The sequence below is a fragment of the Luteimonas saliphila genome, from assembly GCF_016774335.1.
Taxonomy (GTDB): Bacteria; Pseudomonadota; Gammaproteobacteria; order Xanthomonadales; family Xanthomonadaceae; genus Luteimonas; species Luteimonas saliphila.
The window spans coordinates 233,110-253,182 of record NZ_JAETWA010000046.1 but is presented as its reverse complement, the minus strand read 5'-3'; the positions used below and the strand labels follow the sequence as shown (position 1 = coordinate 253,182).

The 20,073-nt window shown below is 71.4% G+C and carries 14 protein-coding genes; 4 read left to right on the top strand and 10 right to left on the bottom strand.

Annotated elements, in window-relative coordinates; translation table 11 throughout:
- The first annotated feature begins 10 nt into the window (after positions 1–10).
- On the top strand, positions 11–3,733 hold the full coding sequence (locus JMO03_RS18035; RefSeq protein ID WP_202845126.1) for an indolepyruvate ferredoxin oxidoreductase family protein: 3,723 nt from the start codon (positions 11–13) through the stop codon (positions 3,731–3,733).
- A 25-nt stretch (positions 3,734–3,758) separates the two neighbouring features.
- Positions 3,759–4,370 carry a hypothetical protein gene (locus tag JMO03_RS18030; protein WP_202845125.1) on the top strand — a complete coding sequence of 204 codons (612 nt, stop codon included), beginning with the start codon at positions 3,759–3,761 and terminating at the stop codon, positions 4,368–4,370.
- A 129-nt stretch (positions 4,371–4,499) separates the two neighbouring features.
- Here the strand turns inward: JMO03_RS18030 and JMO03_RS18025 are convergent, their stop codons facing one another.
- Both JMO03_RS18025 and JMO03_RS18020 read right to left on the bottom strand, forming a co-directional pair.
- On the bottom strand, positions 4,500–6,170 hold the full coding sequence (locus JMO03_RS18025) for a serine hydrolase (RefSeq protein WP_202845124.1): 1,671 nt from the start codon (positions 6,168–6,170) through the stop codon (positions 4,500–4,502).
- A 210-nt stretch (positions 6,171–6,380) separates the two neighbouring features.
- Positions 6,381–10,268 carry a patatin-like phospholipase family protein gene (locus JMO03_RS18020; protein ID WP_202845123.1) on the bottom strand — a complete coding sequence of 1,296 codons (3,888 nt, stop codon included), beginning with the start codon at positions 10,266–10,268 and terminating at the stop codon, positions 6,381–6,383.
- Positions 10,269–10,534: 266 nt separating this feature from the next.
- Here JMO03_RS18020 and JMO03_RS18015 point away from each other — a divergent pair, with 266 nt between their 5' ends.
- Both JMO03_RS18015 and JMO03_RS18010 read left to right on the top strand, forming a co-directional pair.
- On the top strand, positions 10,535–11,419 hold the full coding sequence (locus JMO03_RS18015) for a hypothetical protein (RefSeq protein WP_202845122.1): 885 nt from the start codon (positions 10,535–10,537) through the stop codon (positions 11,417–11,419).
- Between the two features lie 106 nt (positions 11,420–11,525).
- Positions 11,526–11,942 carry an I78 family peptidase inhibitor gene (locus tag JMO03_RS18010; protein ID WP_202845121.1) on the top strand — a complete coding sequence of 139 codons (417 nt, stop codon included), beginning with the start codon at positions 11,526–11,528 and terminating at the stop codon, positions 11,940–11,942.
- 45 nt (positions 11,943–11,987) lie between these two features.
- On the opposite strand, the gene JMO03_RS18005 is transcribed toward JMO03_RS18010, so the two are convergent.
- The 8 genes from JMO03_RS18005 to JMO03_RS17970 form a co-directional block, all read right to left on the bottom strand.
- On the bottom strand, positions 11,988–12,215 hold the full coding sequence (locus tag JMO03_RS18005; protein WP_238346306.1) for a hypothetical protein: 228 nt from the start codon (positions 12,213–12,215) through the stop codon (positions 11,988–11,990).
- A gap of 115 nt (positions 12,216–12,330) precedes the next feature.
- Positions 12,331–13,581, bottom strand: a complete 1,251-nt coding sequence (locus JMO03_RS18000; RefSeq protein ID WP_202845119.1) for an MFS transporter — start codon at positions 13,579–13,581, stop codon at positions 12,331–12,333.
- Positions 13,582–13,887: 306 nt separating this feature from the next.
- Positions 13,888–14,661: a hypothetical protein gene (locus tag JMO03_RS17995; protein WP_202845118.1), complete on the bottom strand. Its 774-nt coding sequence runs from the start codon at positions 14,659–14,661 to the stop codon at positions 13,888–13,890.
- A gap of 223 nt (positions 14,662–14,884) precedes the next feature.
- Positions 14,885–16,135, bottom strand: a complete 1,251-nt coding sequence (locus tag JMO03_RS17990) for a lytic murein transglycosylase (protein ID WP_202845117.1) — start codon at positions 16,133–16,135, stop codon at positions 14,885–14,887.
- A gap of 488 nt (positions 16,136–16,623) precedes the next feature.
- Positions 16,624–17,007, bottom strand: coding sequence for a YchJ family protein (locus JMO03_RS17985; protein WP_337926449.1), 384 nt, complete (start codon positions 17,005–17,007; stop codon positions 16,624–16,626).
- Complete coding sequence (folE, locus tag JMO03_RS17980; protein WP_202845116.1) at positions 17,007–17,612, bottom strand: GTP cyclohydrolase I FolE; 606 nt, start codon at positions 17,610–17,612, stop codon at positions 17,007–17,009. Before folE ends, JMO03_RS17985 begins: the two co-directional genes overlap by 1 nt.
- A gap of 207 nt (positions 17,613–17,819) precedes the next feature.
- The gene (locus JMO03_RS17975; protein ID WP_202845115.1) at positions 17,820–19,289 is read right to left on the bottom strand and encodes an efflux transporter outer membrane subunit; all 1,470 of its coding nucleotides are present in this window, start codon (positions 19,287–19,289) and stop codon (positions 17,820–17,822) included.
- On the bottom strand, positions 19,283–20,029 hold the full coding sequence (locus tag JMO03_RS17970) for an SDR family oxidoreductase (protein ID WP_202845114.1): 747 nt from the start codon (positions 20,027–20,029) through the stop codon (positions 19,283–19,285). Before JMO03_RS17970 ends, JMO03_RS17975 begins: the two co-directional genes overlap by 7 nt.
- Positions 20,030–20,073 lie beyond the last annotated feature (44 nt).

Sequence of the window (20,073 nt, the reverse complement as noted above, 5' to 3'; positions counted from 1 at the left end):
CGAACACGCCATGACCAGCACCGCCGAACTGTCTTCCCCCGCCTCCGCGAACACCGGCCTGACCCACGGCGTCACCGACCCCGACTACACGCTGGACCACAAGTACATCCGCACCGAGGGGCGCATCTACCTGTCGGGCGTGCAGGCGCTGGTGCGGCTGCCTCTGATGCAGCGGCTGCGCGATCGGGCGGCCGGGCTCAACACCGGCGGCTTCATCTCCGGCTACCGCGGCTCCCCACTGGGCGGCTTCGACCTGGAACTGTGGCGCGCCAAGAAATACCTGGGCGAGGCCGGCGTGAAGTTCCAGCCCGGGCTCAACGAGGATCTCGGCGCGACCATGGTCTGGGGCACCCAGCAGGCGAACCTGTTCCCCGGCGCGACCGTCGATGGCGTGTACGCGATGTGGTACGGCAAGGGCCCGGGCGTGGACCGCTGCGGCGACGTGTTCAAGCACGGCAACGCCGCCGGCACCTCGCGCCACGGCGGCGTGCTGGCGTTGGCCGCCGACGACCATGCCTGCCGCTCGTCCACCCTGCCGCACGGCAGCGAGGGCGAATTCACCAGCGCGATGATGCCGATCCTCAATCCGGCCGGTGTCCAGGACATCCTCGACATGGGCCTGGTGGGCTGGGCGATGAGCCGCTTCACCGGGCGCTGGGTGGGCTTCAAGACGATCGCCGAGACCGTCGAGTCGTCCGCCTCGGTCGACGTGAACCCGCTGGCGTTGCAGATCCTCACGCCGGACGATTTCGAGCTGCCGCCGGGCGGGCTCAACATCCGCTGGCCGGATCCGCCGCTGGACCAGGAGATGCGCCTGCACCGCTATGCGGTCAAGGCCGCGCAGGCGTTCGCGCGCGCCAACCGCATCGATCGCATGGTGCTGGACGCGGACGATGCGCGCTTCGGCATCGTCACCACCGGCAAGAGCTACCTCGACGTGCTGCAGGCGCTGGAATACCTGGGCCTCGACGCGCAGCGCTGCCGCGAACTCGGCATCCGCGTCTACAAGGTCGGCATGACCTGGCCGCTGGAGCCGCTGGGCATCCGCGCCTTCGCCCGCGGCCTGCGCGACATCCTGGTGGTCGAGGAGAAGCACGCCTTCATCGAGAGCCAGATGAAGGAGCTGTTCTACAACTTCGAGGGCGACCGTCCATCCATCGTCGGCAAGTACGACGAGTCCGGCCAGTGGATCCTGCCCAGCACCGGCGAACTCACGCCCGCGACCATCGCCGGCGTGATCGCGCGCCGACTGCAGCAGTCCATCCCGGAAGGCAGTCGCGACACCGCGCACATCCGCGAGGTGCTGCGCTGGATGGAGCAGAAGGAAGGCGAACTGGCGCTGCCACGCGCGCAGTTCCCGCGCGTGCCGCACTACTGCTCGGGTTGTCCGCACAACACCTCCACGACCGTGCCCGAAGGCTCGCGCGCGCTGGCCGGCATCGGCTGCCACTACATGGTCACGTGGATGGACCGCAGCACCGACACCTTCACCCAGATGGGCGGCGAGGGCGTGACCTGGTGCGGGCAGGCGGCGTTCACTGACACCCCGCACGTGTTCCAGAACCTGGGCGACGGCACCTATTTCCACAGCGGCTCGCTGGCGATCCGGCAGTCGGTCGCGGCCGGCGTCAACATCACCTACAAGATCCTCTACAACGACGCCGTCGCCATGACCGGCGGCCAGCCGGTCGACGGCACCCTGAGCGTGCCGCAGATCGCGCACCAGGTGCGCAGCGAAGGCGTGTACACGATCGTCCTGGTCAGCGACGACATCGGCAAGTGGCGCGACCGCTCGATCTTCCCCTCCGGTACCGAATTCGAGGACCGCCGCGAACTCGACGCGGTGCAGCGGCGCCTGCGCGAGGTCAAGGGCACGAGCGTGCTGATCTTCGACCAGACCTGCGCCACCGAGAAGCGCCGCCGCCGCAAGCGCGGAAAGATCGCGGACCCGGCCAAGCGCGTGTTCGTCAACACGCTGGTGTGCGAGGGCTGCGGCGACTGCGGCAAGAAGTCGTTCTGCGTGTCGGTGCTGCCGAAGGACACCGAGTTCGGGCGCAAGCGCGAGATCGACCAGAGCAACTGCAACAAGGACTACAGCTGCGTCGAGGGCTTCTGCCCCAGCTTCGTCACCGTGCACGGCGGCAAGCCGCGCAAGGGCAGCGCCACGGGCAGTGGCGGCAGGCCCACCGTCGAGCGCTTGCGCAGCCTGCCGAAGCCACCGTTCGCCAGCGACCTGTCGCAGCCCTGGAACATCCTCATCACCGGCGTCGGCGGCACCGGCGTGGTGACCATCGGCGCGCTGCTGGGCATGGCCGGGCATCTGGAGGGCCGCGGTTCGACCGTGCTCGACCAGACCGGGCTGGCGCAGAAGGGCGGCGCGGTGACCACCCACATTCGCATCGCGAAGACCCCTGAGGACATCCACGCCGTGCGCATCGCCGCGGGCGAGGCCGACCTCGTGCTCGGCTGCGACATGGTGGTGGTGAACGACTACTGGGCGTTGTCGAAGCTGCGCGCGGGGCGCTCGCAGGTGGTGCTCAACACCTACGAGGCGATGCCGGGCACCTTCACCACCCAACCGGACATGCAGTTCCCGGCGGCCGACATCATCCAGGCCGTGACCCAGGCGCTTGGCGGCCAGGCACCGCTGCGGATCGACGCCACCGAGCTGGCGACCGCGCTGATGGGCGACGCGATCGCGTCGAACCTGTTCATGCTCGGCTACGCCTGGCAGCGCGGCCTGGTGCCGCTGTCGCTGGACTCGCTGATGCGCGCGGTGGAACTCAACGGCGCGGCCGTGGAGATGAACAAGACCGCGTTCGCCTGGGGTCGCCTGGCCGCGATCGATCCGGAAGCGGTCTACGAGGCGGCCGGCGTGGTGCGCAACGCGCCCACGCTCGCCGAGAACACGCCGGCGGCGCTGCAGTCGCTGCCGCCGGGCGAGTGGGAGAGCACCGAATGGGGCGCGACCTCGGCGCCACGGCCGCTGCGCGCCGAGGACGAACTGCGCCACGTGCCCGCGCACGCCGGCACCGATGCGGTCGCGTTCCTGCCGCTGGACGACCTGCGCCTGTCGCGCTCGCTCGACGAGCTGATCGCGCGCCGGGTCGATTTCCTCACCGACTACCAGGACGCGAAGTACGCCCGGCGCTACTCGGACTTCGTGGCGAAGGTGCGCGAGGCCGAGCGCGCGAAGGCGCCAGGCTCGACCGACCTGTCCGAGGCGGTCGCGCGCTACTTCTTCAAGCTGATGGCCTACAAGGACGAGTACGAGGTCGCGCGGCTGTACACCAGCGGCGATTTCCTGCGGCGGGTCGAGCAGCAGTTCGACGGCGACTACCGGCTGCACTTCCACCTGGCGCCGCCGCTGCTGGCGAAGAAGAACGATCGCGGCGAACTGGTCAAGCGCGAGTACGGCCCCTGGGTGTTCAAGGCCTTCGGTCTGCTGGCGAAGCTGAAGTTCCTGCGCGGCGGCGCGTTCGACGTCTTCGGCCGCACCGAGGAGCGGCGGATGGAACGCCGGCTGATCGACGACTACGAGACGACCATCGGCGGATTGCTGGACAGGCTCGACGGCTGCAACGTCGATCTCGCGGCCGAGATCGCCGGGATCCCCGAGCAGATCCGCGGCTACGGCCACGTCAAGGATGCGCACCTGCACGCGGCCAAGGCACGCGAGGCCGAACTGCTCGCGCAATGGAACAACCCGCTGCGCATCGTGCAGGCGGCCTGATCGGACCACGTCAGGGGAGTCGCGCATGACAGTCGAGTCGCCGGTCGCCCGTCCCGCACGCCGCCGTCCGCTGCGCCTCTACGAGGTGGTGATGGGCGGCTGCGTCGTGCTGATCTCGGTGATCTCGCTGTTCGTCGCGATCAGCGCCAATCGCACCCAGGAGCGCATGCTCGCGGCGAGCGTGTGGCCCTCGCTGATCACCGGCACCAGCAACATCACCCTCGACGGCGACCCGCAGGTGTCGATCGACCTGCTCAATCGCGGTACCGGACCGGCGCGCGTGCGCTGGGCGCAGCTCCTGCACGACGGCACACCGGTCCGCGACATCGACGCGCTGCTGGCGCGTTGCTGCGCCGGCGAGGGCGGCGCCGCCGCGCGCGACCAGCTGCAGTTCCTCAGCAGCGGCATCCAGCGCCGCGTGGTCGGCGCGGACGAATGGATCGCGCTCCTGCGCGTGCCGAAGCCGCAGCCGGCGCACCCGCTGTGGAACGCGCTCGATCGCGAGCGCCACCGGATCGAGCTGCGCGTGTGCTACTGCTCGGTGCTCGACGACTGCTGGGTACTGGACAGCACCGAGGACGAACCCGAACCGGTGCGCCAATGCCCACGCACGCCGGACGTGCTGTGGAACGGCTGAGCCCGCTGCGGCACCGCACGCGGGCCCGACGACCGCCGGCGGACCGCGTGGCGGACATCCACGCCGCCCGGCTCCCCCTGTCGCCACCGGCGGCCTGACCACGCCACACGCCGGCGCGCGCAGCGCGCGCTAGTCCGTGCGCGCGAACACCGTCTCCCTGCCGCCCTGGCGCAGGGTCACCGTCTCGGCAGCGCCGGTCTCCGGCGCGAACACCAGCGTCGCGTCGACCACCGTCAGGAAGAACTTCGACGGCGATTCGGCGAATATCTCGAACGCCGGCTGCCCGGTGAGCTGCGTCCTGGGCGTGTCGCCGTCGAGGAAGACCTTCAGCACCATCGATCCGATCGCGTACTCGCCCACGATGCGTTCCAGCGCCTCGCGCGACAGCTGCAGTCCGGTGCGCGCGGCCGGCAGGGGTTCCCCGCTGCGCGGCACCAGCTCGCCTTCGCCCTCGTCCTCCGGGAAGAAGCGCATCGCCGCGACCTCGCCCGCGGCATCGCGTTCGAACACGATGCGCGAGTAGCCTTCCTCGAACAGGAAGGTGTCCTTCGCCACCGGGATCAACGCATGGGCCAGGCCACCGGTGCGCTGTGAGGTCAGCACGCCGTCCTTGACACGCAGCACGCGCACGGCGTCCTGGTCGATGCGATAGACGCCTTCGTAGTGACTCAGCGCATCGGCCTCGACCTCGATCGCCTTCTTGTCCGGATACGGCCTGCCGATCGCCTGGGCCGCCAGCAGGTTGGCCAGGCGCCCGGTGCCGAGCATGCCTGGCCGGCCGGCGTCGGCGTTGTAGAGCACCGCAACGGTCACGTCGTCCCCGGGCAGGTACAGCAGGTAACTGCTGAAGCCGAAAATGCCGCCGCCGTGCTGCAGCTGCGGCTGCCCGCGCAGGGTGCCGACGGAAATGCCGAAACCGTAGTCGTGTTCCGCGGCCTTGCCGCGCGGGGTGACCATGGCGCGATAGCTGTCTTCGCGCAGCAGCCCGCCCCCGTGCAGCGCACGGTTCCACTTGTGCAGGTCGTCGACGGTGGAGACCAGCGCGCCAGCCGCGTGCGGCTGGGTCATGCTCAGGTGGCGCGCCCGCGCCCAGCGTTCGCCATTGCGCGTGTAGCCGCCGACGTGTCCGGGGATGACGGCGTCCGCCTCGTTGCCGTAGCCGGTGTGGGCCATGCCCAGCGGCTTGAAGAACACCTCATCGAGATGGGCATGCCAGGGCTTGCCGCTGGCGGCCTCGATCACTGCACCGACCAGCACGTAGCCGGAGTTGTTGTAGTGCCAGCCTTCGCCGGGCGCGAAGTCCGGGGCCTGCGCCTTGAACACATCGACCAGTTGCGCCGTGCCCAGGTCCTGCATGATCGACCCGCCGGCCATCACCTCCGGCATGTCGGTGTAGCTGCGGATACCCGAGGTGTGGTTGAGCAGCATCTCCACCGTGATCCTGTCGCCGCCCGGATAGCCCGGCACGAACTTCGACAGCGGATCCGACAGCGACAGCCTGCCGTCCTCGGCCAGCTTCAGCACGCCTGCGGCCGCGAACTGCTTGGTCACCGAGCCAGTGCGGAACACGTGGTCGGCGGACAGCGGCACGCCCAGTTCGAGGCTGGCCCGGCCGCAGGCGCCGCGGTAGATCACCTCGTCGCCGCGCGCCAGCAGCACCGCCATGCCGGGCGCATCGGCCGCACAGTTGGCCTCGACGGTGCGGGCGGCGAAGGCGGCGACTTCAGGACTTGCGGGCGGCGTGGCGGCATGGGAAGCGAACGGCACGAGCAGCAGGGCAAGCGTCGCGGTCAGGCGCATCGGGTGTCCTCCGGTAGGCAGGGTGCACTGTAGCGGCCAGCGGGCCGCCACGCGTGGCGCGTCTTGATGGCTGGACGCGGGCGGGGCCGGTGGCGTGACACGTACCCCGGCCGGAGCCTCGAAGGGCATCGCTCCCGGGTGGCATCGGTCGGCGTGCCGCGCAGCGCATCGACAGGCGCCACGGCGGGAGTCGTACTCCCGCCATATGCGTCATTCGACGGGCGCCGGCGGCGGCGACTGCCTGCGCGTACGACGCGCCTCGCGCTTGGCCCGCGCCGCATCGTTGCGAGCGCTCTGGCGCTTGCGCGCCAGTGTCAGCGCCTGCTCCAGCCAGGCCTGCACCTGCTGCGCACGGCGGTTGCGGCAGACGCCGCCGAGGCCGTAGTAGCCGCTGCGAATGTCGACCTCCGAGACCACCTCGCGGTTGATCAGCAGGCGCATGAACTCGGTCGCCAAGCCCAGCCGGCGCACATGGTCCTGCACGCGCAGCAGGCGCAGCGTGCCTTCCGCCATCGCGGCCACGCCCAGCGTGCTGTCGGCCATGTCGGTGCCGGTGCGCGCAAGCACCGCCGACCACTTCAGCCGCAGCACGTACAGGTGGGTCGGCCGCACCGCGTGCTTGCAGACCGGATCCGACGACAGGATCGAGTGCTCGACGTGATTGATCGTGCCGGCGGACATCAACGTGTCGCACAGGCCCTGCCAGTCGCCATCGGGCGGCACTTGGTGCCGCTCGAGCCGCAGCACCCGCCGACGGTCCTCGCCGTCGTTGTCCAGTCGCGGCAGGTCCAGCCGCTGCTGGCAGAAGGCGACGAAGCGCGCGCCCAGGCTCGGCGCACCGACTATCCACGCGATCCGGAACATCGGCGCCCAGCTCCAGTGCCGGAACGCGTTGAGCCAGCCGCGGTTGTCGGGATGGTCCCAGGCATGCTCCAGGTCGAGGTCGTGGTAGACCGCCTCCATCAGCCGGATCAGCTCCTGGCAGAAGTAGAAGCAGGTACGGAAGTCCTCCGGCGGCGGCAGGCGCGTGCGCCGTTCCAGCGCCGACGGCGGCGCTGCGTCGGCCCGCGACGACGTCCCTTCGACCAGGTCGGTCCAGGCCGGATAGAACTGCGCGTCGAGCACCGCCAGCGCGGGCGTGTCACGCAGCTTGCCGAACAGCCGCGTCAGCGCCTTGCCGTGCAGGGCGAAGCGGTCGGCCACGCCCGGCAGCGGCGCCACCCAGCGCTGGCGCAGTGCGATCAGCAGCTTGTCCTTGAGCGCGGAGTCGTACAGCCCGAGCTGGTCGTGTCCCGGCGAGCCGGGCGCGGCGTCGATGCGTTCCAGTGCCGGATCGAGCGCGCGCTGGGCGATGTCCTCGCCGAGCCGTCGGTAGCTTTCGAACTGCGCCTCGTCGAAGAACTGGTCGGACGTCGGCTCGTGCGGGAAACAGTGGTGGCTGCGCGCGTAGTGGGCGATGTCGGCCGGCTCCTCCCCGGTCAGGGTGGGCTTGAGGTACAGCAGGGTGCCGACGCTGCCGTCGGCGTAGGTAATCCGGCCCACCGCGCAGCTGCGCTCGGCCAGGGCGCCGTCGCGTGCCGCCAGCGCGGCGACGTCGATGTCGATGTCGGCGCCGAAATCGACCCGGCACTTGTGCACGGCATTGCCGAGGTCGGCGAACGCGCGGTCGGCGTCGGCGGCGGCGTCGACGCAGAGGATGAAGCGGCAGCGGCGCCGCACCAGCTCGTACAGGCCGAGGTTCTCGAAATGGCCGCCGTCGGACAGGTGCACGAACTTGCCGCCGGCATGCGTGCGCCCGAGCATCTCGGCCAGCAGCCAGCGGCCGAAGAACGGCGAGCTGTCGGCGCGTGGATGCTCGGGATGGCGTGGATTCGGCAGCCACCAGCCCAGGCGCGCGTCGAACAGGGTGAGCAGGAAGGTCACCGCGGGCGAGCTGTGGTAGCCCATGTTCGGGTTGACCGCCGCGCCCGAGATCGCGATCGCGCTGCCCAGGGTGAGCGAGGCCGCCAGCGAGTCGACATGCGCGCCACCCGGTGCCGCGGATGCGGTGCCGGCGGTCGCCGCCGCGCGGTCGCCGATCGGCGCGTCGCCTGCGCGCGAATCCGGCGGCAGGTAACCGCACCAGCCCGGCGTGAGGCAGAACGAGGCGGCCTTGCGGTCCTGCCAGTCGAGCTGCTTGGCCGCGACCATGTTCAGCGCGGTGCCGACCAGCGGGTACAGCGGCCGCGTGCCGTCGTGGCGCACGACTTCCACCAGGTCGGCCAGCACCAGGTCGTCCTGCACGTCGAAGTTGGTGGTGGGCTCGGGGTTGCGGTGGTCGTTGCTGGCACCGAGGTAGCAACGCACCAGCCGGTTGCGATAGAAGGCGTTGAGGCTGAACTCGTTGACGTTCACCGCCCAGCCGAACAGCAGCCACAGCGCCAGCGCGCCGAGGATCAGCAGCAGCAGCGCGCGCGGATACGAGGTGACCGCGCCATGCAGCCGCACGAGGTAGTCGGCGAGCCGTTCGCTCTCGAACGTCGCAGGCGTCGGTGCCGCGCCCCCGGCGAACCGCTCCAGCGCGGGCCCGGCCGCCTGCAGCAATACATGGCCGGCCAGGCTGAGCGCGATCAGCAGGCCGAGCAGGAACACCCACGGCGCGGTCCGTGCCACCAGGTCGAGCAGGCGCGAACGCTTGCTGCGCTCGCTGCCATCGCGCTTGCCGTGCGCGACCAGCAGGCCGATGCCGGTGGTCGACACCCACGCCAGCACGCCGGCCCAGCCCGCGCCCGACAAGGCCTGCGCGCCCTGCCCGGCTCCGTAGCGCATCAGCCACGGGCCGTAGATCGTCAGCCCCAGCGTAAGCGTCATGCCCAGCGCCACCAGGGCGCAGGTCTTGCCGCCCACGCGCGCCCAGATCTCGCGCTGCAGGTCGCTCATCGCCGGTCCGGCGAGGCCCAGGTGCACGATCGCGGTCAGCACCACCACGGCCACCACCAGCGGCGGGCCGAAGGCCAGGATGTGCCAGAGGCTGCCCACCGCCTGCCAGCCCGACAGCCACCCGCGCAGCAGCATGATCGCCACCCCCGCGAACGCCGCCGCGCCCACCGTCGCCAGCACGAAGCGCCAGGGGTGGCGCTGCAGCGCCGGCGGCGGCGCGTCGCCGGTCGCCACCAGGCGCGAGTACCACGGGTCGAGCAGCAGCCAGGCGTGCCACACCAGCAGGTACAACGCCGCGGTGACGATGCCCAGTTCGAAGCCTTCGGTCCATGCCCGCGGCAGCCAGCCCAGCGCGCTCGCGAACAGGCCCGGCAGGCGCTCGAAGCGCGCCAGGCCGAGCGCGCCCAGCATCGACGCGACCGCCAGCGCGACGATCGTCGCCAGGGCCGCCAGCACCACGCGCCGCGGCGGCGGCGGCATCTCGCCTGCCGCCGGCTGCGTGCGACGGTTGGCATAGGTACTCACGTAGGCGAGCAGCACGATCGCCAGCATCCCGGTCAACCCGGCGAGCGACAGCAGCAGGGTGGGATTGCGCCGCGTCACCTCGTCCGCGCCCGCGTACAGCAGCAGCGGCAGCAGGCACAGCGCCAGGATCAGCGCGCACAGCTGCACCTGCACCAGCAGCACGTTGCGCGCGTAAGTGCCGACCATGCCCAGGGTGTCGCCGGAGAACGGCGACTTCCGGGGGCTCAGGTAGTTGCTGTACTCGCGCAGGTGGCGGATCGGCCGGGTGCCGGGGGAACCCTCCTCGGGGCGGTCGTGGTCGCCGCGCGGCGCCAGCGTGCGGAATGCGCGTTCGAAGCCGTGGCGTCGGATCAGGGCCTGCAGGAATGCCCCGATGTAGCCGCCGCCGGACACCGTCGACTGGTAATGGAAGCACTTGAGCAGGCCGTTGCGCGCCAGCGCCTGCAGCACGCCCAAGCCGAAGGTCGCGCTGCGGATCCCACCGCCCGACAGCGCCAGGCCCCAAGCCTCGACCTCGACCGGATCGCCGCGCAGGCCCCCGCCAAGGATCGTGCGCAGTTCGGCAGCCTTGACCGAACCGGCGTCGGGGGCCGGTGCGCCGGCGCCGCCCCAGCGGGCCTTCAGGGCCGGCGGCAACATGTTCTGCAGTCGCACCGCATCCTCCGTGTGCGTTGGCAGATCCCCCCCGGGCGCCACTGTAGTGCAAACGCGCGTGGGCACATCCCGCGGCCGTGGCCGTCGCCGCCCCCGGGCCCCGTTGTCCTGCCTGCGTACCGCGCGCTTTCGCGCCATCGCCGATGACGGGTCCCGGACCGGTCGCCGGGCGCAAGCGGACGATCCCGCCCCTCCTCGGTGCGTGCGCCGCCGGGGGCTGGTGTCCCCCGGCGCGGCGGACCAGACTCGCGGCAGGAGGCGGCGGCATGACACTCAAGCGCATCTACGACAACTGGACCCAGCTCCGGGCCGCCAGCGGCACACCGGGTTCACGCCAGCGGCGGGAGTGGCGCGCCTACCTCGAACGTCGCCCGCTGATCGCCTACTGGGGCGATTCCTGGTTCAGCACGCCGCTATACCGGAACCTGTGCTGGAACAGCTTCGCGCGCATCGACGGCATGTCGATCCGGCTCGGCGGGCCCGGCCTCACTGCCGCGCAGATGCTCACGCCCGCGGCCTGCCGCAACAACGCCGAGCGCTTCGCCTCGCGCGGGTTCGATCTGTTGTGCCTGAGCGTCGGTGGCAACGACTGCCTCGGCGATCGGCTGGCACGGGTGTTCGCAGGCCGCGGGCGGATGGACGCCGACGCCGCGTTCGACGCGGTGGTCGCGCACGGCACGTTCGAACGGCTGCGCGCGCGCTACGACACGCTGCTCGCGGCGATGGCCACGGTCGGCGGCGATTTCCGCGTGGTCGGCCATGGCTACGCGCCGCTGTCGCGACACGCGATCGGCAAGGAGGGCGCGCTGACGGTCGGCAACCTCGGCCTGGCGGCGATGGTGATGGGCACGGTGGGGCCGTGGCTGTGGCCGGTGATGCAGCCGGTCCTGGGAAACAAGGCCGAGGCCGAACGCTTCGCCTGGCGCCTGCTGGTGGACGGCTTCCGCGACCAGGTGCTCGTACCCACGCGCGCGGCCTGGCCGGCCCTGTTCACCCATGCCGATTTCTCCGGCATCGGCTCGCTCGACGATCACGCGTTCTGGTACGACGAGATCCATCCCACCGAAGCCGGCTTCGGCCTGCTCGCGACCGGCTTCAACGCGATGGTCCGCCGCGCGCTGCCGGTGGCGAAGCGCGGCGCGGTGGGCTGAACGGATCCGAACCCGGGCGTGGTCCGCGGCCCGCAAGTCTTCAGGAAGCGCGCGCTATGGTGGCGCCTCCCCCAAACCTGAATCTGTCGAGCCAAGGAGGCCCGCCATGATCCAATTCCCGCGTCGAACCCGGCCCGTCCCAGCCGCGGTGCTGTCGCTGTCGCTGTCGCTGGCGCTGTTGCTCGGCGGCTGCACGCCCGGCTCCCAGGAACCGGCGGCGCCGGCCGTCGTCGATCCGGCCGCCACGCCGGTCGACACCCGCCCATCCGCCACCGCCGAGGCGACGCCGCCTCTGCTCGGGGACGACGACGACATGCCGCGCATCTGCAACGCCGACGCGGTGCAGGGTCTGGTCGGCCAGGAGGCCACCGAGGCGCTGGTCGCCCGGGCCACCGCCGACAGCGGCTCGGCCAGCGTGCGGGTGCTCAAGCCCGGCGACGCGGCGACGATGGACTTCCGCGAGGATCGCCTGAACATCGACACCGACGATGCCGGCGTGATCCAGCGGATCAGCTGCGGCTGAGGTCACCGCCCCGCGCACTCTCCGGGCGCGCGGGGCGTCCTGCGCTCAGTCGTCCCTGGGCTTGCCGCTGAAATCGATCGGCGCGGCTTGCTTGCGTTCGCTGCTCCACTTCGCCTCGGTCTTGCGCTCGCAGGCAGGCGAGACCGGCTCGCCGGGGCGATCGGCGCGACCCGCACAGGCAGGATCGCGATCGACCGCCGCGTTGGTGTCCCGGTATTCGTAGCTGCCGCAGCCCGCAAGCAGCAGCGCGGCCAGCGCCGCTCCCGTCGTCATTCGCATCCCTGTCCTCCTCCGGTCGATGGATCCGCGATCCTCGCACTCCGTCGCACTCCGTCGCACTCCGTCGCACGCCGCGACAGGCGCGCCGGCGACGCGGCTCGGCGAGCGTTCAGCCCGGTTCTGCCAGCGCCTCCTGGCGCGGCAACCGCGGGGCGTAGCACCACGCGATCCATGCCGCGGTCGCAAGCAGCACCGCCGCCAGCATCCACGGCGCGCCTGGGAATTCGACCGGCGCGCCTTCGCCGATGAACAGGCCGAACACGCTGGCGAACGAGATCGGCGCGATGATCCCCGCCACCGACACCAGGCTCATCAACGCGCCCTGGATGCGGCCCTGCATGTCCTTGTCGACCTGGCGCGTGATCAGCGCCTGGCTGGCCGGTGCGGCGATCGCCCACAGCGCGCTGACCGGCAGGCCGAGCAGGAAGATCCAGCCCTTCGGCGCGAACGCGTAGACCACGAACCCGGCCACGCCGCAGGCCAGGCCCAGGATCAGCGCGCGACGCTCGCCGAACGCCTTGACCGCGCGCCCGACCACCGCGACGTTGACGATCACGCTGCACACGCCCACCAGGAACAGCACCCAGCCCACCTGCCACGGGCCCCAGCCGTAGCGCACGTCGGCGAACAGCACGAATACGCTCGGGTACACGTAGTGCGCGAGGTTGGCGATGAACACCACCGCGGCCAGGCCGACGATCGACGGATAGCGCGCGATCAGCACGATCGCCGCGTGCGGGCGCGTCGCGGCCCAGTCGAAGCGCGTCGCGCGCGACTCGCGCGGCAGCGACTCGGGCAGCACGAACAGGCCGTAGCAGAAGTTGAGCAGCGCCAGCCCCGCGGCGAACCAGAACGGCAGCCGCAGGTCGATCTCGCCGAGCCAGCCGCCGAGCACGGGACCGATGGTGAAGCCGACGCCGAACGCGGCGCCGATCATGCCGTAGCTTTTCGCGCGCCGCTCCGGCGCGATGATGTCGGCCACGTAGGCGTTGGCGGTGGTGAAACTCGCGGAGAACATGCCCGAGAACACGCGCGCCACCAGCAGCCACCACAGCGTCGGCGCCAGCGCCATGATCACGAAGTCCACGCCCAGGCCCAGGCACGAGAGCAGGATCACCGGGCGCCGGCCGTAGCGGTCGGAGAGCGCGCCCTGGATCGGCGAGCAGATGAACTGGACTGCCGCGAACACCGTGCCGAACACGCCGATCCACAAAGCCGCCTGCGCCTTGCTTCCGGTGAATTCGTCCACCAGGTGCGGCAGTACCGGGATGATCAGCCCGAACGCCAGCACGTCGATCAGCACGACCAGGAAGATGAAGACCAGCGCGGCCTTGCGCCGGGAAGCCGTCGGTTCGCTCACGCGGGGCGCCAGGAGAGGTGGGATCGCGCATTATCCGCGAATCCCGTGGCCATGCCGGGGCCACGCGGCGAGTCACCGATCCCGCGGGCCCGCGTTTCGCACGTGGATGTCCGTACATGGATGCGGACGTGCCGGCCGCATCGCCAGCAGACCTTCTTGCGAAAGCCCTCCCGCGAGCAGCGTCCGCATACGCAGGGCCAGCCATGCCTGGGCCCGACGGCAATGCCGAACGCTGTTCCCGGGGCGGGTCGCCTGCCACCGGCGAGCCACGCCGGCGACGATACCCGCCAACACCGGCGACCGCCGTCAGCGGTTGGCGAGCATCCGCACCACGTCCACCGCCAGCGCCTCGACGCCATCGCCGAGCGGGCCATGGCCGCCATCGGCATGGGCGGTCCCGCTGCGCGCGAAACTCTCGGCCACGCCGGTGGCGATACTGCGCGCTTCGGCGAAATGGGTATCGAGCGCGCGCTCGATACTGGTCGCAGCCGCGTCCGCACTGGACAGGTCGAGGCCGGACAGCGCACCGGTCGCCAGCGAGCGCACGTCGGCCAGCGAGCGCGCGACCGCGCCGATGTCGCCGATCTCCGGCGCGCGTCCGTTGGTCAGTGCGCCGCTGGCGAAGCTCGCCAGCGCGCTTTCCAGCGAAGTATTGGCGCCGGGCACGCGACTGGCGAAGGCGTCGATGGCGAGATTGGCGAACGGCTGCATCGCCTCGGGCACGTTCGCGGCCACCGCGTCGCGCGCGGCGTCGCTCAGGCTGCCGCCGACCAGGCCGTTGACCACGCCGAGCACCGCGCCCGGCAGTCCGCCGGTGATGGCGCCGAGCAGCGCCGCGCCGACGATGTCCTGCAGGTCCTGGGTCTCCAGCCCGAGCGCATCGGCCAGGCCCGACAGGGCATTGCCGAGCGCGTCGGCATCGAGTCCCAGCGCCTGGCTGACCGCGTCGGCAAGTCCGCTGACGGCGTCGGCCATCGCCTCGCCGAGACCGCTGGCGCTGTCGGTCGCGCCGACGCCATGGTCGCCGCTGTTGCCGCCGTCGTTGCCGACGCCGCCGGCACCGTCGCTGCCATCGCTCATGGCGAACACCCCAGGCTGAATGCGTTGCATCGAGCATAGGCAGGTGGGCCGGCGCTTCCAGCTGGGGAAAACCCCAGCGGCGACGGGGCGGCGACCCCGCGCATGGTGCAGACGACCGCTCCCATTCGCGGGGATGCCGCCACGCGTTGGCGGTGCCACCATCGCGAGCGGTTGCGGGGCGCACGTCGCGGAAGCCTGCGCCGGCGTCCCGCCGCGGCGGCGATTACTGCGCCGCGCGCAGGGCCTCGAGGATCTTCGTGCCGGCGCGGCCGTCGGCAGGTGCTAGGCCCAGGCGCTGCTGTTCGACCACGATCGCACGACGGGTGTTGCTGCCGATCATGCCGTCGGCCTCGCCGATGGCGTGGCCGCGGGCGAGCAGCAGCGTCTGCAGTTCGCGCCGCTGTGCGCGCGACAGGCCGGGATCGTCGGTGGGCCACGGCGTCGCGAGCCCGCTGCCGCCACGCAGGCGGTCGGCGAGCGTGGCGATCGCCAGCGCGTAGCTCTCGGCGGCGTTGTAGGAATAGATCGCGTCGTAGTTGCGGAACACCAGGAACGCCGGTCCGCTGCGCCCGGCCGGCAGCAGGATCGCGCTGCGCGTGTCCGACGGCGCGATCGCAGCGCCGTCGACGCGGGTCACGCCGCGCGTCACCCAGTCCGAGAGCGGCCGGCGGCTGGTGCGGCCTGCGAGCGCCACGTCGAAGTTCGCGGGCAGCTTCACCTCGAAGCCCCAGGGGCGCCCGGTCTGCCAGCCGCTGCGCTTGAGGTAGTTCGCGGTCGAGGCCAGCGCGTCGGGGATGCTGGTGACCAGGTCGCGCCGGCCGTCGCCGTCGCCGTCGACGGCGATGCGCGCATAGGTCGTGGGCATGAATTGCGTATGCCCGAAGGCGCCGGCCCAGGAACCGGTGATCGCCGGATCGCGCAGGTCGCCATCGTGCAGCAGTTTCAGCGTGGCCAGGAATTCATCGCGGAAGAACGCCTGGCGCCGGCCGAAGCACGACAGCACCGACAGCGACTGCAGCAGCGGGCGCTTGCCCGAGACGCGGCCGTAATCGCTCTCCACGCCCCACACCGCGACGATGGTCTCCGGATCGACGCCGTAGCGCGCCGAGACCGTCGCAAGCAGGTCGCGGTGCGTGTCGAGCATCGCGCGTCCGTCGACCACGCGCTGATCGTCGACCAGGCCGGCCAGGTAGTCCCAGATCGGCGTGGTGAACTCGGGTTGCGCGTCGAGCAGGTCGAGCACGCTGCGGTCGGGCGTGACGCCGGCCATGTAGCGGTCGAAAGCCTCCCCCGGGATCCCGCGCGCGATCGCCTGCGGGCGCAGACGGTTGATGACGCAGGTGTCGTAGGCCGGATCCGGCGCGGCAGCGGCCGCCGGTGCGGGTGCGGGCGCCGCAGGTGCAGGGGCCTGCCGGGCAGCCGCGGTCAGGACCGGCGCCGTACAGGCCAGGGCGAAGAAGAGGGATCGGATCATGGAAGGCTCCCGCACGCATACGAGCGCGCAGCATAGTCGCGCGTCCCGAAGCGCCACATGCAATGCGGCGCACCGGTTCGCGGCGCATTCACACGAGGCGATTCCGCCCCCAAGGTTCGCCTCGCCGGACCCGTAGCCCGGGTAAGCGCAGCGCACCCGGGAACGGCCTCCCGCCACATCCCATTGCGCAGCACGCCTCCACCCCGGCGGCGGCCTTCGGCCTTGCCCGGGCTACGCATCTCCGCACGTAGCCCGGGTAAGCGCAGCGCACCCGGGAACGGCCTTCCCGCCACACCCCATTGCGCGCGTCTCTCCCCGGCGGCGGCCTTCGGCCTTGTCCGGGCTACGCATCTCCACACGTAGCCCGGGTAGGCGCAGCGCACGCGGGAACGGCCTCCCGCCTCCACCGCGCGTGACGCCTTCGCGCCCCCGCGGCGGCCTCCGCGGTGCCCAGCCAACGCGTATCCCATGCGCCGGACACGATCCGGTCAGTCCTGCACCGCCTCCAGGTAAAGCCAGCGCCCATCCTCGCGCACGAAACGGCTGCGTTCGCGCATGCGCACCACCGAGCCACCGCCGATGCGGTAGCGGGCGACGAATTCGACCTCCGCGCTGTCCACGCCGATCGCGACATGGCGCAGCACGTCGAGCTTGAGCCAGGTCGGGCGCTGTGTCTTCGGTGCGTCGAACGACAGTTCGCCCGGGCGCGTGGTCGGATGCCAGCTGCGCAGCAGGTAGGCCGCGTCCTCGCGCACGTACGCGCTGTAGCGCGAGCGCATCGATGCCTCGGCATCGTGCGGCGGCGCGCCGTCGTGCAGCGGTCCGCAGCAGCCGGCGTAGTCGCGGCCGGAACCGCAGGGACAGGCCACCACTAGCGCCGGCCGCCGCCGCCCCCGATGAAGCGCAGGAACTCGTCGCGGGTGCGGGCGTCCTCGCGGAAACCGCCGAGCATGGTCGAGGTGACCATGCTCACGCCACGTTTGTGCACGCCTCGCGTGGTCATGCACTCGTGGCTGCCGTCGACCACCACGCCCACGCCCAGCGGCGCGAGGACGCGCTGGATGCAGCCGGCGATCTGCGCGGTCATCTTCTCCTGCACCTGGAAGCGCTTGGAGTAGGCCTCGACCACCCGCGCGAGCTTGCTGATGCCCACCACCTTGCCGTCGGGCAGGTAGCCCACGTGCACGCGGCCGATGATCGGCGCCATGTGGTGCTCGCAGTGGCTTTCGAACTCGATGTCGCGCAGCACAATCATCTCGTCGTAGCCGGCGACTTCCTCGAAGGTGCGCGCGAGGTATTCGTCCGGATCGAGCGCATAGCCGCTGAACCACTCGGTGTAGGCGTTGACCACGCGCTTGGGCGTGTCGAGCAGGCCCTCGCGCGCCGGATCCTCGCCGGCCCAGCGCAGCAGGGTGCGCACCGCGTCCTCGGCCTGCGCGCGCGGCACGCCGTTGCGGGCGTCGTCGGAATCGGTCACGGCAAGCTCCTGCGGGCAGGCGAAGCGGGCGCACATGGTAGCGCGCGGCGCAAATCCGCGGACCTCGTTGCGCAGTCCGCCCCGTCCCGGCAGCGCATGGATCACCGAACGGCAGGACCCGCCCCCGGCCGCCAGCAGCCCCCCCGCAGCCGCGCCTTGCGCACGCGAGCCACGCGGGGGACTGGCCCGCCCCGCGTGGCTCGCGGCTCAACGCCTTCCGGCGATCCGCTCGCGCTCCGGCAGCACCTGCGGCCAGCCGCCGGCCAGCGCGCGGTACAGCGCCACCGCGCTGGCGACGCTGCGGGTACGGCCATCGGCGAAGGCATCCTGCGCCTGCAACTGCACGCGCTCGGCATCGAGCACGTCGAGCAGGCCGGACGCACCCGCCTCGAACCGCGCACGCGCCAGCTGCGCCGCCTGTTCGGCATCGATCGCGGCGCGTTCCAGGTGCGCGTCCTCGCTGCGTGCGCGTCCATGCCGTACCAATGCGTTCTCGGCGTCTTCGAGCGCCAGCAACACCGACTGCTGGTAGCGTGCGAGTTCGCCCTCGGCATCGGCATCGGCCGCTGCGATGCGGGCGCGCACGCGGCCGATGTCGAGGAACGACCAGTCGATGCCCAGCGCGACGATCCGCGTCTCGCTGTCGCGCTCGAACAGCGCGCTGGCGTCGATCGCCTGGCTGCCGATCAGCCCGCCGAGCGTGAAGCGCGGGAACAGGTCGGCGGTGGCGACGCCGATGCGCGCGGTCGCGGCATGCAACCGCGCCTCGGCGGCGGCGACATCGGGACGCTGGCGCAGCAGTTCGCCGGGGGCGCCGGGATCGATGCGCGGCGGCAACGCCGGCAGCGCACGCTGCGGAGCGAGGGTCGCGACCAGCGCGGTCGGGTCGCGTCCAGTCAGCACCGCCAGCCGGTGCATCGCCACCTGCCGTTGCGCCTCCAGCGCCGGGACCCGCGCCGCGGTCGTTTCCAGCTGCGCCCGGGCGCGGACCATGTCGAACTCGGTGCCGGCACCGGCATCGAGTCGCGCCTGCACCAGGTCCAGCGTCTGCTGCTGGTTGTCGCGATTGGCGATCGCCACGCGCAGGCGCTCCTGGGTGCCGCGCAGCTCCACGTAGGTGCGCGCGACCTCGCCGGCGATCGCGACCTGCAGCGCGCGCAGGTCGGCGGCGCTGGCCTCGGCCTCGGCGCGGCCGGACTCGATGCCGCGGCGCACCCGGCCGAACAGGTCGAGTTCCCAGCTGGCCGAGATGCCGGCGCTCCACTGCTCGCCATCGCGCGCCTCGCGGCCCGCGCCCGGCGCCTGGTCGGCACTGCTGCGCACGTCCGCGGCCTCGCCCTGTGCTGTGATCGTGGGCAGGGCATCGAAGCGTGAGCCGCGCAACAGCGCGTTGGCACGGTCGTAGCGGGTCAGGGCGATGCGCAGGTCGTGGTTGGCATGCAGCGCATCGCGTACCAGTCCGGCCAGCTGCTCGTCGCCTAGTCCCTGCAGGAAGGCGTCGTCGAAGCTGGCCGGCGCAGTGGCATCGGCCAGCGGCGCGGTGGCCTCGCCCGCGGTCGAATCGCCGGCGCCGAAACGATCGGGCACCGCCACCTGCGGCCGCAAGTGGTCGGGGCCGACCGCGCAGGCCGCCAGCAGCGCGGCGGCCAGCGCCGTGATCGCGAGGCGGGTCACCATGGCAGCACCTCGTCGAGGTAGTAGAAGCCGCCGCTGGGGCCGTCGTCGTCGATCAGCGCCAGGCGCACGCTGGTACGCGCGCCATCCGGCACCTCGAGCTCGCCGCGCTGCTCGCCGTCGACGTGGTTCATGTCGGTCTTCACGTAACCCGGGTGGATGGTGTTGACCTTGATCGCGCTGTCCCTGAGCTCGTAGGCCAGCTGCACGGTCCAGGCGTTCACCGCACTCTTGGACACGTTGTACGCCGGGATCTTCATGTCGTAGATGAAGGACGCCGGATCCGCATGCAGCGCGATCGAGCCCAGCGCGCTGGACACGTTGACGATGCGCGCGGACGCGGACTTGTGCAGCAGCGGCAGGAAGGCCTGGGTCACGGCGACGAGTCCGAAGACGTTGGTGTCGAACGTGGTGCGCCAGGTCTCGAGCGACTGGCCGGAGACGCCCTTGTCGGCCTCGTCGATCGCGATGCCGGCATTGTTGACCAGGATGTCGAGCCGGCCGTGGCGGCGTTCGACGTCGGCCTCCGCCGCGGCGATGCTGGCCGCGTCGGTGACGTCGAGCGCGATGGCTTCTACCGGCAGGCCCTGCGCCTGGAGCTTGAGCGCGGCCTCGACCGCGCGTTCGCGGTTGCGGCCCGCGAGCAGGGTGTGGACGCCGGCCTCGGCGAGCTGGCGGACGGTCTCGAGGCCGATGCCGCGGGTGGCGCCGGTGACCAGGGCGATTCTGGAAGCAGTGTTCATCTGGGTCGTGTCCTCTGCAGCAATTGCGGAATGGGGGCGAGGGG

Coding starts and splice junctions, on each gene's coding strand:
- JMO03_RS18035 (WP_202845126.1), top strand. CDS start 11: ATGACCAGCACCGCCGAACTGTCTTCCCCCGCCTCCGCGAACACCGGC.
- JMO03_RS18030 (WP_202845125.1), top strand. CDS start 3,759: ATGACAGTCGAGTCGCCGGTCGCCCGTCCCGCACGCCGCCGTCCGCTG.
- JMO03_RS18025 (WP_202845124.1), bottom strand. CDS start 6,170: ATGCGCCTGACCGCGACGCTTGCCCTGCTGCTCGTGCCGTTCGCTTCC.
- JMO03_RS18015 (WP_202845122.1), top strand. CDS start 10,535: ATGACACTCAAGCGCATCTACGACAACTGGACCCAGCTCCGGGCCGCC.
- JMO03_RS18010 (WP_202845121.1), top strand. CDS start 11,526: ATGATCCAATTCCCGCGTCGAACCCGGCCCGTCCCAGCCGCGGTGCTG.
- JMO03_RS18005 (WP_238346306.1), bottom strand. CDS start 12,215: ATGACGACGGGAGCGGCGCTGGCCGCGCTGCTGCTTGCGGGCTGCGGC.
- JMO03_RS17995 (WP_202845118.1), bottom strand. CDS start 14,661: ATGAGCGATGGCAGCGACGGTGCCGGCGGCGTCGGCAACGACGGCGGC.
- JMO03_RS17990 (WP_202845117.1), bottom strand. CDS start 16,135: ATGATCCGATCCCTCTTCTTCGCCCTGGCCTGTACGGCGCCGGTCCTG.
- JMO03_RS17975 (WP_202845115.1), bottom strand. CDS start 19,289: ATGGTGACCCGCCTCGCGATCACGGCGCTGGCCGCCGCGCTGCTGGCG.
- JMO03_RS17970 (WP_202845114.1), bottom strand. CDS start 20,029: ATGAACACTGCTTCCAGAATCGCCCTGGTCACCGGCGCCACCCGCGGC.